This window comes from Sulfitobacter maritimus (assembly GCF_013346665.1).
GTDB lineage: Bacteria > Pseudomonadota > Alphaproteobacteria > Rhodobacterales > Rhodobacteraceae > Sulfitobacter > Sulfitobacter maritimus.
Genome location: NZ_JABVBB010000021.1, coordinates 468404 through 480429, shown reverse-complemented (window position 1 = coordinate 480429; position 12026 = coordinate 468404). Strand labels below are relative to the sequence as shown.

The following is a 12026-nucleotide window of genomic DNA, read 5'->3' as shown; positions in this document are numbered from 1 at the left end:
GTAGGCGTGTCGTGCTTAACTGCCCTTAACAAGCGTATAAAACGGGAGGATGAACATGACACAGGTCAAGATGACCGTGAACGGCAAACCCGCGTCAGGGGAGGTCGAAGGGCGCACGCTGCTGGTGCATTTCCTACGCGATGATCTGGAACTCACCGGCACCCATGTGGGCTGCGACACCAGCCAATGCGGCGCCTGCGTGGTGCATGTTAACGGCAATGCGGTCAAGGCCTGCACCATGTTCGCGGTTGAGGCCGACGGCGCCGAGGTCGACACCATCGAGGGCCAAGCGGCCCCTGATGGCACGCTCAACACCATCCAGCAGGCGTTTCAGGACCACCACGGTCTGCAATGCGGCTTTTGCACGCCGGGCATGGTGATGTCCGCGGCGGCCCTGCTCAAGGAAAACCCCAAGCCGAGCGAGGCTGAGGTGCGGCATTACCTAGACGGCAACATCTGCCGCTGCACCGGCTACCACAATATCGTCAAAGCAATCATGGCGGCCAGCGGCCAAGAGGTCAGCGCACTCGCGGCAGAGTAACGCCGAGAACAGTGTCACGCTGAGCAGGACGGTGATGGCGGGGGAGGACCGCCAGAACCGGACGCCGCGTGACAGATCAGGTGCATCCGCACCGCCACCAAACGGGAGGACATTATGCCTAAGGATTTTGAACCGACGCGCGGAATTGGCGCCAGCAGCAAGAGACGGGAGGACATACGCTTTCTCACCGGGTCAGGGCGTTACACCGATGACATCAACCTGCGCCGCCAGACCCATGTGTTTTTCCTGCGCTCGGATGTGGCGCACGGGCGGCTGACGGGGGTTGATACCTCTGCCGCCGAAGACATGCCCGGCGTGCTCAAGGTTTTCACCGGCGCGGATTTCGCCGAGATCGGCGGGATGCCCTGCGGCTGGCAGGTGACCGACAAACACGGCCAACCGATGCAAGAGCCGAAACACCCTGTACTGGCCCATGAAAAAGTCCGCCATGTGGGCGAGCCCATCGCCGCCGTGGTGGCCGAAACGCTGGCGCAGGCCCGCGATGCTGCCGAGGCGATTGTCGTCGATATCGATGAGCTTCCCGCCGTGGTGAATATGAAGGATGCGGTTAAGGACGGCGCGCCCAAGGTGCATGACGATCTGACAAGCAACCTTTGCTATGACTGGGGTTTTGTTGAGGAGAACAAAGACGCGGTGAACAAGGCCTTTGAACAGGCCGCTCATGTCACCACGTTGGAACTGGTGAACAACCGTCTTGTCGCCAACCCGATGGAGCCGCGCGTGGCCATCGGCGACTATAACCGTTCGGATGGCGAGCATACGCTCTACACCACCAGCCAGAACCCGCATGTGATCCGTTTGCTGATGGGCGCTTTCGTGCTGGGCATCCCTGAGCATAAGCTGCGTGTGGTGGCCCCGGATGTGGGCGGGGGCTTTGGCACCAAGATTTTCCACTATCAAGAAGAAGCGTTCTGCACCTTCGCCGCCAAGGCGGTTGGCCGACCGGTCAAATGGACCTCCAGCCGGTCCGAGGCTTTCATGTCGGATGCTCATGGCCGGGATCACGTAACCAAGATCGAACTGGCGCTGGATGCAGACAATAACTTCACCGCCCTGCGCACCGATACCTATGCAAATATGGGCGCCTATCTCTCGACCTTCGCGCCCTCGGTGCCGACGTGGCTGCACGGTACGCTGATGGCGGGGAACTACAAAACGCCGCTGATCTATGTGAACGTTAAGGCGGTGTTTACCAATACCGTGCCAGTAGACGCCTATCGCGGTGCCGGACGGCCCGAGGCGACCTATCAACTAGAGCGTTTGATCGACAAGGCTGCGCATGAGTTAAAGGTCGACCCGATCAAACTGCGCCGCCAGAATTTCGTGACCGAGTTTCCCTATGCCACGCCGGTAGCGGTGGAATATGACACGGGCGACTACAACGCGACGATGGACAAACTCGAAGAGATCGCCGACCACGCGGGCTTTGAGGCGCGGCGCCGCGAGAGTGAATCCAAGGGAAAGCTGCGCGGTTTCGGTGTGAATTGCTATATCGAGGCCTGCGGCATCGCGCCCTCGAACCTCGTCGGACAACTCGGCGCGCGGGCGGGGCTTTATGAGAGCGCCATGGTGCGGGTCAACGCCACCGGCGGCTTGGTCGTGATGACCGGCAGCCACAGCCACGGGCAGGGGCATGAGACCTCTTTTGCGCAAGTTGTGGCGGACATGATCGGGATCGACGAAAATATGGTCGAGATCGTCCATGGCGACACCTCCAAGGTGCCGATGGGCATGGGCACCTATGGCTCACGCTCGCTGGCGGTGGGTGGCAGCGCCATGGTCCGCGCGACGGAAAAGATCATCGCTAAGGCCAAGAAGATTGCGAGTCATCTGCTCGAAGCCTCGGAAGGGGATATCGAGTTGAAGGATGGTGCCTTCAGCGTGGCAGGGACCGACAAATCCGTGGCTTGGGGCGATGTGACGCTCGCAGCCTATGTGCCGCATAACTACCCGCTCGAGGAGATCGAACCGGGGCTGGAGGAGACGGCATTCTACGACCCGTCGAACTTCACCTATCCAGCGGGGGCCTACGCTTGTGAGGTCGAGCTTGATCCCGAAACCGGCCATGTCACCGTCGAGCGCTTCACGGCGGCCGATGATTTCGGCAATGTGGTCAACCCGATGATCGTGACCGGCCAGGTGCATGGCGGATTGGCTCAAGGCATTGGTCAGGCGCTGCTAGAAAACTGCGCTTACGATGAGGACGGCCAACTCCTCAGCGCATCTTACATGGATTACGCCATGCCGCGGGCCAGCGATCTGCCGTTCTATGACGTGGACCACTCCTGCCAGACACCCTGCACACACAACCCCTTGGGCGTGAAAGGCTGCGGGGAGGCGGGGGCGATTGGCTCGCCGCCTGCTGTGGTCAACGCAGTGCTCGACGCCATACGCTCGGGCGGGAAGGACATCGGCCATATCGATATGCCGGTCAGCCCCGCGCGGGTTTGGGAGGCGATGAATGTCTAAGCGCCACGGCCTGCTGAATATTGGATTGAGAGAAGAGGCGACGCTCGGCGGCCTCTGGGAAGGATGAGAGATGTATGATTTCGAAATAGAACGCCCCGGCAATGTGGCGGATGCGGTCAAGGCTCTGGGGCAAGAGGACGCGCAGCCACTCAGCGGGGGGCAGACACTGATCCCAACGCTCAAGGCGCGGCTGGCGATGCCCTCGGTTCTGGTGTCGCTGGCGGGGATTGATGAACTCAAGGGCGTGGAAATGCGCGATGGTGCGCTTTGGATCGGTGGCGGCACAACCCATGCGACCGTTATGCGCGAGGCGGCGGATAGCTATCCGGCCCTTGCCAGCCTTGCTGCGCGGATCGGCGACCCTGCGGTGCGCAACCGGGGCACGATCGGCGGATCGCTCGCCAACAACGATCCTTCCGCTTGCTATCCGGCGGGTGCGCTGGCCAGCGGGGCGACCATTGAGACCGACCGGCGTGAGATCGCTGCGGATGACTACTTCCAAGGCATGTTCACCACCGCGCTGGAGGAGGGGGAAATCGTAACCGGCGTGCGCTTCCCCATTCCGCAGGCAGCGCATTATGAGAAGTTCATTCAGCCGGCCTCTCGGTTCCCCTTGGTTGCGGCATTCGTTGCGCGTTTTGACAGTCACGTGCGGGTCGCGATCACCGGGGCGTCGAACGAAGGGGTGTTCCGTTGGCGCGAAGCGGAGGCTGCGCTTGGGGCCACTTTCGCAGCCAGCGCGCTGGATGGTCTAACCTTGGATGGCGGCGAAATGATCAGTGATTTGCACGGCAGCGGCGCTTACCGAGCGCACCTTTGCGGGGTGATGACGCGCCGTGCGGTCCAATCCATCGTTTGATAGGCGATAACAGTCGCTTCTGCTCTGACTGCGCCCCTCGCTGGGGCGCGGTATTTTTATGGGGTAACGCTGTGATATTGGATAGCGGAACCTCCATGCTCATTATGCGTTAGGTGACAAGCGCTGCCCGAACGGCGTTCCCGTAATAATGAGGACGTAAGAATGAAAAATCTTCTCAAATCAACAACTTCTTTAGGGTTGAGCCTTGCGCTCGCCTTTCCGCAAGGCGCTTTTGCACAGCAGCAAGACGTGCCGGCCTGCGGTCCTGTTGGTGAGGCAAGTGAATTTCCCTGCGCTTTTGAGGATCAGACCGTAGAAACAGCGGAAGAACTTCGGATCGCGGCAGATCTGAGCGCAAATGTAGAGGCGGATGCCGAAGCTGAAGGGGCTGACGTAGAAACGGCAGACGCGGAAGCAGACGAAGTGATCGACGACGCGGCTGACGCTGCCGACGATGCGACAGACGCTGTGGAAGATATGGCGGACGAGGCGGCAGAGGAAGCCGCGGAAGCCGGTTCTGATGCGGCCGACGCGGCAGATGATGTTGCGGATGAAACAGCACAGGTGGTTGAGGAAGCGACCGAGGCTGAAGCTGATGTCAACGCAACCGTTTCCACCGACGGCGCTGAAGCAGAGGCAGAGACAAATGCCGACGCGCCCGTCGAGACCGTTGAGGAAGTCGCGCCTGCTGATGGAGCCGAGGGTGACAGCGATACCGCTGACGCGCCGGTCATGACCGATGCGCCGGAAGGCGATGCTGTTGCGGCTGACACGGCGACCGCTGACGACGAAACCATGAACGAGGCCGCGGATAGCGACGCTCAGGAGATCTCCGAGGACGAAGCCGCAACGCCCCTGAATGAGACTGGTACGGAAACTGAGGCAGAAGCCTCTGCTGAGGCCGATACTGCTGTTGATGCCGATACAGCTATTGAAGCAGACACTGCTGCTGAGGCCAACACCGCTGTCGAGACTGACACTGCGAGTGAGGCTAACACCGTTAGTGAAGCCGAAACCGCTGGAGAAGGCGACACGGCTGCTGAGGCCGAAACAGCCACTGAATCCGAAGCGCCAGTGGAGAACACCGCCACTGTAGCGGACGGTGAGGCTGATGCAGAAGCCGAAGCTGCCCTGACCGACGAACAGTTGCAGGCCCGTGAAGAGCGTCGTGAGCAGCGTCGTGAAGAGCGCCGCGCGCAACGTCGGGCCGAACGTGAAGCCGCTGCTGCCGCCGCCGCCGCCGCTGCGGAAGAAACGGGTGCGGAGGCCGAAGTGGTGACAGAAAAAGTCACCGAAGAAGACGTGCGCAGCTCGGACGAGGACTTCGACACCAAAGTGACCGCAGCCGGTGAAGCCGCGCCGCAAGCGAATGACAGCGACAGCGGCATGTCGGACTTCGAAAAGGCCCTGCTTTTGGGTCTGGGCGCTGTTGCCGTAGGCTCTGTGCTGAACAATGGTGAGAAGATCGTGAGCCGCACGGGCGACCGTGTTGTGGTTCAGGATCCAGATGGCGAACTGCGCGTGCTGAAAGACGATAACGCGCTTATCCGTCGCCCCGGCGACCAAGTGCAAACGCAGACATTCGACGACGGTTCGACCCGTACGATCGTGACGAAAGCCGACGGCAGCCGCATTGAAACCATTCGCGCCCGCGATGGCTCGGTTCTGCGTCGAACCAATTTTGATGCGCAGGGTCGCGAATATGTCTTGGTTGACGATCTCGTTGATGAGCAAGAGGTCATCGTCTCGGAACTGCCCAAAGTACAGGAAACGCAGCGGACCGTTGTTGCCAGCCAGCAGGACGAAGAAGCACTGCGGCGTGCGTTGCAGGCTCAACAGCGGTCAGACCAAGGTCGCACGTTCTCGCTGCGTCAGGTGCGTGAAATCCAAGAGGTGCGGTCTCTTGCACCCCAGTTGGAACTGGACGCAGTGCGCTTCCCAACCGGGTCGGCTGCAATCCAGCCTGAGCAAGCAAAAGCACTGGCCAACATTGGTGCCACGCTGCGTGACATGATCCAGAAAGACCCGCGCACGGTTATTCTCGTCGAAGGACATACCGATGCAGTGGGTGATGCGAGCTACAACTTGGCGCTGTCGGACCGCCGTGCGGAAACCGTTGCTCTGGCACTGACCGAGTACTTTGACGTACCGCCAGCGAACCTTGTCACGCAGGGCTATGGTGAAAGCCAGTTGCGGGTGCCGACAAACGGTCCGGAGCCAGCAAACCGCCGTGCTGTTGTGCGTAACATTACCGGCCTGCTTCGGTAAGCCGCACAAGACAACGTGAACGCAAAACGCCCCCGGAGATCTCCGGGGGCGTTTTTGTATTCCTCAAAGACTCTGGCGAAAGCAGGCGACCGAATGTTCGGTTACTTATTCGGCAGTGGGCCGATCACCATGACCATCTGGCGGCCTTCCATCTTCGGGAAGTTCTCCACCCGGCCATGCTCTTTGGTGTCTTCTGCAACCCGTTCCAACAGCTCACGACCGAGGTTCTGGTGCGCCATTTCCCGGCCGCGGAAGCGCAGCGTGATTTTCACCTTGTCGCCGCCATCAAGAAACTTGAAAACATTCCGCATTTTCACATCGTAATCACCCTGATCGGTATTCGGCCGGAATTTGACTTCCTTAATTTCGATGATCTTTTGCTTTTTGCGGGCTTCGCTCTCACGCTTTTGCTGTTCGTATTTGAACTTGCCAAAATCCATGATCTTACAGACAGGCGGGTTGGCGTTGGGCGAGATTTCGACCAAGTCGAGCCCGGCTTCATCGGCCATTTCCATGGCGCGCGAGGGGGTCACAACGCCGACGTTTTCACCGTCCGCACCGATCAGGCGGATTTCGTTTGAGCGGATCTTTTCGTTGACGCGCGGGCCGGTGTCGCGTTGCGGCGGCGCGTTATGAGGTCTGCGAGCGATGGTGATGGTCCTTTGATTGTTACCTATTCCGAGATTGCAAGGTAAACCCGGGCGCATGGTTCTTCAAGCCGCAAAATCACGCTCTTGGTGGGGTTTGCGCGGTTTTGCCCTTGCCGTTGGGCGATTGTGGCGTAATTGACGAAGGAACAGACACGCGGGTAATCTCGCGCCGCGTGGCTACGTGAATAGGGGAATAACATGAAGAATTTGGTCTGGTTGGTCGTCGCGGCGGTGATTGCGCTTGGAGGCTACATGCTTTTCACCGGCAAGGGACCGCAAGAAGTGGCCACAGAGGCATCCGATGCGATCAATGCGCCGGCGGTGGCGGATGAGGTGACTGACGCAGCCGAGAAGGCCGGGGAGGCGATTTCTGACGTGGTAGATGGCGCCACAGAAAGCGCAAATGACGCGGCACAGGAAGTGACCGAGTAAACGCGAGCGTAATCGCAGCGCCGGAAAGGTCAAAGGCCGCGTTCCATTCGGAGACGCGGCCTTTTGTTCAGCGAACGTTTATTCAGCGGCGGGTTTCATTTGAAACCCTTCCTTGACCTTATCCGCAGGCGTCACCGGATATTCGCCAGAGAAGCAAGCATCGCAATATTGCGGACAACTGGCCTTGCGGCCTTCGGCTTCGCCCACGGCGCGATAGAGACCATCCAGCGTGATGAACTTCAGACTGTCGACCTGTAGATGATCGCGCATCTCTTCTTCGGACATCGTAGCGGCAAGAAGTTTCTCGCGCTGCGGCGTATCGACCCCATAAAAGCAGGGCCAAGCTGTGGGCGGAGAGGCGATGCGGAAGTGAACTTCGGCAGCGCCAGCATCCAAAATCATCTCTTTGATCTTGCGCGAGGTTGTGCCGCGCACCACTGAGTCGTCCACAAGGATCACCCGCTTGCCCTTGATCAGTGCCCGGTTGACGTTGAGCTTGAGCCGCACGCCCATGTTCCGGATCTGCTCGGTCGGCTCGATGAATGTTCGGCCCATATATTGGTTCCGGATAATGCCCAACGCATAGGGGATGCCCGATTCCAGACTGTAGCCGATCGCCGCCGGGGTGCCGCTGTCCGGCACGGGGCAGACCAAATCGGCATCCACCGGGCTTTCCTTGGCCAGTTCGCGGCCAATATTCTCGCGCGTTTCATAGACCGAGCGACCACCCAAGATACTGTCGGGGCGGCTGAAATACACATGCTCAAAGATGCAGAACCGCGAGGCGACGCGGCGGAAGGGGAAATGGCTTTCGACGCCCTTTTCCGTGATGACAACCATTTCGCCGGGCTCGATTTCGCGGACGAATTCCGCCCCGATGATATCAAGTGCGCAGGTCTCCGAGCTAAGCGCCCAACCATCGCCAACACGGCCCAACACCAGCGGGCGCACCCCAAGCGGGTCGCGGACACCGATCAGCTTGGTGCGGGTCATGGCAACAACAGAAAACGCGCCCTCAACCCGGCGCAACGCATCCTCCATCCGCTCAGGAATATTGCGCTGCAAGGAACGGGCCATCAGATGGATGATGCATTCACTGTCCGAGGAAGACTGAAAGATCGAGCCATGCTCGATCAACTCACGCCGCAGGGCGTTGGCGTTGGTGATATTGCCGTTATGCGCAATCGCTGCACCCCCCATGGCAAATTCGCCAAAGAACGGCTGCACATCGCGGATCGCGGTTGGGCCTCTGTCGCCGGAGGTGGAGTAGCGCACATGACCAATGGCGATTTCGCCGGGCAGGGTTTCCATCACGTCCTGCGAGGTGAAATTGTCCCGCACATAGCCAAACCGGCGGGCGGATTGAAAGCCAACCTTCGGATCGTAGCTCACGATTCCGCCGGCTTCTTGCCCCCGGTGTTGGAGCGCGTGCAGCCCGAGGGCTACGAAATTGGCAGCATCGGCAAGGCCGACGACACCGAAAACACCGCATTCCTCCTTTAGTTTGTCCTCATCATCGTTGTCGCGAAGATAGGATGTGTCGAAAGGATGTGCGGGTGGCATGATTTTGGACAACGGGGCAACTCCGGTTCCGGGTGAGATCACGGCCTATGTAGGGGCTTCGCGCGCCCCTGTCACCCCGGATGTGACGCTCGGTCACGCTCAAGCCGAATACTGTAGGTTCATCAAGGCGATGACCTGTTTGTTTCTCGCAGGTTTTCGTCATCCCGCAGGATGATGAGCGGCGTGGACACCGTGCCGAACGCATAAAATCCCGTTTTTCGGTCTATAGAACGACACAGGCGCCCTCGAATACGGGGCGCCTGATTAAATGCATGGGGTTAAGGAATGGCTAACGCGCTTAGGCGCTGCACTTACCAACCAAAGCTTCGTAGCGGTTGGTGATCCAGCCAAGCGCCTCTTGCGGGTCTTGGTCGTCGATCTGGCCAGTGAACTGCGAGAAGACAGCGGCGGAACGGCTGTTGTCGACAGTCTCGGCACGCTCGCCGGTGATCACCGTGTCATAGACAAAGAAGGCAATCGCCACGAGCACCACGCCGCGCACCACACCAAAGATGAAGCCCAAGCCCTGATCGACACCGCCCAGCATCGAGCGATGCACCAGCGAGGAAAACAGCGGCGTAAAGAGCGAGACCACGATCAATGCAGTCGCAAAGACCAGCGCGAAGGCGCCAATCACGGACAATTCGCAGCTATCGGCCAGGAACTCACCAACATAGGGCAACTCCCGCACCAAAGGCTCCACCTGCGGGGCGAAGAGAAAGGCAAGAACCGCCGCTGCGATCCAGCCCACAATGGCCATCAACTCGCGCACCAGCCCGCGGCCATAAGCCAGCAGCGCTGAAAGCACGATGACCACCGCCACAATTCCGTCAACAATGGTAAAACCGTCCATGCGCGTCTTGCCCTTATATTGGGGAGGTCAGCCCGCCCCGAAGATTTCGCCAACAAAACCGGTCAGATCGCTCATGGTATTTAGCGCAATTCCGGTCGCACCAACGGCTTTGCCGCCACGCGGTGCAATAGCGCTCGTAAAACCAAGTTTTTGCGCCTCTTTCAACCTGTTTTCGGTCTGGCTGGCAGGACGCAGCGCACCCGAAAGACTTATTTCCCCGAAAACCACAGTTTCGGCAGGCAAGGCGGCATCTTCGCGGGCGGATAGAATGGCGGCTGCCACCGCCAAATCAGCGGCGGGTTCGGAAATCTTCATACCGCCGGCGACGTTTAGATAGACGTCAAGCCCGGCAAAGGGGATGCCACAGCGCGCCTCCAAAACGGCCAGAATCATCGCCAGCCGCCCCGAATCCCAGCCGACCACGGTCCGTCTGGCTTGTGAATGTGGGGAAGGGGCCACCAATGCTTGGAGTTCGACCAAGACAGGCCGGGTGCCTTCGATGCCTGCAAAGACCACGGAGCCGGGCGAGGGTTGGCCACGCTCTGACAGAAACAGCGCTGACGGGTTGGTCACTTCAGTCAAGCCACCGCCGGTCATTTCAAATACGCCAATCTCATCCGCCGGGCCAAAACGGTTCTTAACCGCGCGAAGGATGCGGAACTGATGGCCGCGCTCGCCTTCGAAATAAAGTACCGTGTCGACCATATGCTCAACCACACGGGGACCGGCGATCTGGCCTTCTTTGGTGACATGGCCGACCAGTATGACCGCCACACCGCGCCGTTTGGCAAAGCTGGTCAGCTCATGCGCTGCCGCACGCACCTGACTAACCGAACCGGGGGCGCTTTCGACGTTATCGGCCCACATGGTCTGGATAGAGTCGATAATCGCCAATTGGGGCCGCTCTGCTTCGAGTGTGGTTAGGATGTCGCGCAGATTGGTCTCCGCCGCCAGTTTCACCGGGGCGTCGGCAAGCCCAAGACGCTGCGCGCGCATGCGGACTTGGGCGCTGGCTTCCTCGCCGCTGACATAGATGGTTTTAAGCCCGGATTGCGCGAAATGCGCGGCCGCCTGTAGCAGCAGCGTTGACTTACCGATACCCGGATCACCGCCCACCAAAATGGCTGAGGAAGGGACCAATCCGCCGCCCAATACGCGATCTAGCTCGGCGATGCCGGAATGGGCGCGGGGGGGCGGGGTTTCCTGTGTTGCAAGATCGGTCAACTCAATACTAGAGCCGCGTCTTGCCCCAAGCGATTTGCTGGGCGGGCCAGAGGAAATGCCCTTGTCTTCAACGATGGAATTCCAAGCGCCGCAGGCGTCACAGCGCCCGGACCACTTGGAATGTTTGGCACCACATTCGGTGCACGAAAAACTTGAGGAGGATTTTGCCATAGGCCCTTGTCGCGCAGGGTTTGAGCAGCGTCAAAGGGAAAACGCCCGGCCGTTGGCGCTTTGGTTCCAGGGGGTGGAACGCCAACGGTCGGGCTACAGCCGCGGGACTTACTCTGCGGCTTTCGGGGGCAGATCGATCACGATGTTATCCAACGTGGTCGGATCGGCCTTAAACGGCGTTGCCGTGGGGGCTTTGTCGTCCGTAGGAACGACGCGCTCCATACCAAGTTCCGGCATGATCTCCTGCATCTCATCACGCAGACGCTCAAGCTGGGCGATAGCAACGCTTTCTTCGAGTTCGACTTCGTGCAGCCAATGTTTCATTTCAGTAGAAATGGCTTTGGCTTGATCAAGGCGGTCGTTGAACAGTTCAACTTCTTCCTGACGCTGTTTGAGGAAACTGCGGGCGCGGGCGATTTTATCGTCCGAGTAGACTTCCGCTAAATCACGAGCCACATGGCTCATCTGAGCGGCCATCTCAAGCACCGCAGGCTCAAGCGTGCTCAGATCAGGGTGGTCCCGCAGATAGGCGAGACGCTCGCGCACCGAGTCAAACTCAGAGCTGAGCTGAAAATTCTCGGCCCGGTCTGCCGCATGAACAGCCGCATAGGCCCGCGCCACATCCTGCATGCCGACAGCGAATTGACGGTGCGAATTCTCCAACTGCATCACGCGGCGGTTGGTGGGTAGGAAAAAGCAAAGGCCAATGGCCAGAGCGGTCAGTGCCAGTTGGGCATACATGCCGGCGTTTTCGACAACTGCGCCGTTGTATTCAAGTGGCAGGCTGATCCAATTCCACAGGCCAAACGCAGCCATTGCGCTGGCGAAAGTTAAGGCCACCGCCGCAATTAGAAATAAGGCGAGGGCAATTCGTTGGAAAATATATTGTACGATATGCGTAAAATCACGAAGCTGGGTCATTCATTCTCCCCCCTGGAAGATAAGCGAGTTTCTGCCGAGAAAACCCCATTTGAC

Annotated in this window: 10 protein-coding genes; 5 read left to right on the top strand and 5 right to left on the bottom strand. The window is 59.5% G+C overall.

All coding sequences use genetic code 11. The annotated features are described in order from the left end of the window. Nucleotides 1-55: 55 nt before the first annotated feature. The 4 genes from HTT03_RS04295 to HTT03_RS04280 all read left to right on the top strand — a co-directional run bounded on the left by HTT03_RS04295 (nucleotide 56) and on the right by HTT03_RS04280 (nucleotide 6158). On the top strand, nucleotides 56-541 hold the full coding sequence (locus HTT03_RS04295) for a (2Fe-2S)-binding protein (RefSeq protein WP_174858623.1): 486 nt from the start codon (nucleotides 56-58) through the stop codon (nucleotides 539-541). Between the two features lie 114 nt (nucleotides 542-655). Next, the gene (locus HTT03_RS04290; RefSeq protein WP_174858622.1) at nucleotides 656-3031 is read left to right on the top strand and encodes a xanthine dehydrogenase family protein molybdopterin-binding subunit; all 2376 of its coding nucleotides are present in this window, start codon (nucleotides 656-658) and stop codon (nucleotides 3029-3031) included. A 70-nt stretch (nucleotides 3032-3101) separates the two neighbouring features. Further along, nucleotides 3102-3890 carry an FAD binding domain-containing protein gene (locus HTT03_RS04285; RefSeq protein ID WP_174858621.1) on the top strand — a complete coding sequence of 263 codons (789 nt, stop codon included), beginning with the start codon at nucleotides 3102-3104 and terminating at the stop codon, nucleotides 3888-3890. A gap of 162 nt (nucleotides 3891-4052) precedes the next feature. Then, entirely contained in the window at nucleotides 4053-6158 is a 2106-nt protein-coding gene (locus HTT03_RS04280) for an OmpA family protein (protein ID WP_174858620.1), read from the top strand. Nucleotides 6159-6259: 101 nt separating this feature from the next. Here HTT03_RS04280 and infC read toward each other — a convergent pair whose 3' ends face one another. After that, nucleotides 6260-6865, bottom strand: a complete 606-nt coding sequence (gene infC / locus HTT03_RS04275; RefSeq protein WP_174858619.1) for a translation initiation factor IF-3 — start codon at nucleotides 6863-6865, stop codon at nucleotides 6260-6262. Between the two features lie 141 nt (nucleotides 6866-7006). Between infC and HTT03_RS04270 the strand changes: the two genes are divergently transcribed. Continuing rightward, nucleotides 7007-7240, top strand: coding sequence for a hypothetical protein (locus HTT03_RS04270; RefSeq protein ID WP_174858618.1), 234 nt, complete (start codon nucleotides 7007-7009; stop codon nucleotides 7238-7240). Between the two features lie 78 nt (nucleotides 7241-7318). On the opposite strand, the gene purF is transcribed toward HTT03_RS04270, so the two are convergent. The 4 genes from purF to HTT03_RS04250 form a co-directional block, all read right to left on the bottom strand. Then, entirely contained in the window at nucleotides 7319-8803 is a 1485-nt protein-coding gene (purF, locus tag HTT03_RS04265; RefSeq protein ID WP_174858984.1) for an amidophosphoribosyltransferase, read from the bottom strand. Nucleotides 8804-9101: 298 nt separating this feature from the next. After that, nucleotides 9102-9656 carry a CvpA family protein gene (locus HTT03_RS04260; protein ID WP_174858617.1) on the bottom strand — a complete coding sequence of 185 codons (555 nt, stop codon included), beginning with the start codon at nucleotides 9654-9656 and terminating at the stop codon, nucleotides 9102-9104. A 27-nt stretch (nucleotides 9657-9683) separates the two neighbouring features. After that, the gene (radA, locus tag HTT03_RS04255; RefSeq protein WP_174858616.1) at nucleotides 9684-11051 is read right to left on the bottom strand and encodes a DNA repair protein RadA; all 1368 of its coding nucleotides are present in this window, start codon (nucleotides 11049-11051) and stop codon (nucleotides 9684-9686) included. A gap of 108 nt (nucleotides 11052-11159) precedes the next feature. After that, the gene (locus tag HTT03_RS04250; RefSeq protein WP_174858615.1) at nucleotides 11160-11972 is read right to left on the bottom strand and encodes a DNA repair protein; all 813 of its coding nucleotides are present in this window, start codon (nucleotides 11970-11972) and stop codon (nucleotides 11160-11162) included. Nucleotides 11973-12026: the final 54 nt, after the last annotated feature.

Bases quoted from the DNA above. Each gene is read 5' to 3' on its own strand.
- HTT03_RS04295 (WP_174858623.1), top strand. From the start codon at position 56: ATGACACAGGTCAAGATGACCGTGAACGGCAAACCCGCGTCAGGGGAG.
- HTT03_RS04290 (WP_174858622.1), top strand. From the start codon at position 656: ATGCCTAAGGATTTTGAACCGACGCGCGGAATTGGCGCCAGCAGCAAG.
- HTT03_RS04285 (WP_174858621.1), top strand. From the start codon at position 3,102: ATGTATGATTTCGAAATAGAACGCCCCGGCAATGTGGCGGATGCGGTC.
- HTT03_RS04280 (WP_174858620.1), top strand. From the start codon at position 4,053: ATGAAAAATCTTCTCAAATCAACAACTTCTTTAGGGTTGAGCCTTGCG.
- infC (WP_174858619.1), bottom strand. From the start codon at position 6,865: ATGCGCCCGGGTTTACCTTGCAATCTCGGAATAGGTAACAATCAAAGG.
- HTT03_RS04270 (WP_174858618.1), top strand. From the start codon at position 7,007: ATGAAGAATTTGGTCTGGTTGGTCGTCGCGGCGGTGATTGCGCTTGGA.
- purF (WP_174858984.1), bottom strand. From the start codon at position 8,803: ATGCCACCCGCACATCCTTTCGACACATCCTATCTTCGCGACAACGAT.
- HTT03_RS04260 (WP_174858617.1), bottom strand. From the start codon at position 9,656: ATGGACGGTTTTACCATTGTTGACGGAATTGTGGCGGTGGTCATCGTG.
- radA (WP_174858616.1), bottom strand. From the start codon at position 11,051: ATGGCAAAATCCTCCTCAAGTTTTTCGTGCACCGAATGTGGTGCCAAA.
- HTT03_RS04250 (WP_174858615.1), bottom strand. From the start codon at position 11,972: ATGACCCAGCTTCGTGATTTTACGCATATCGTACAATATATTTTCCAA.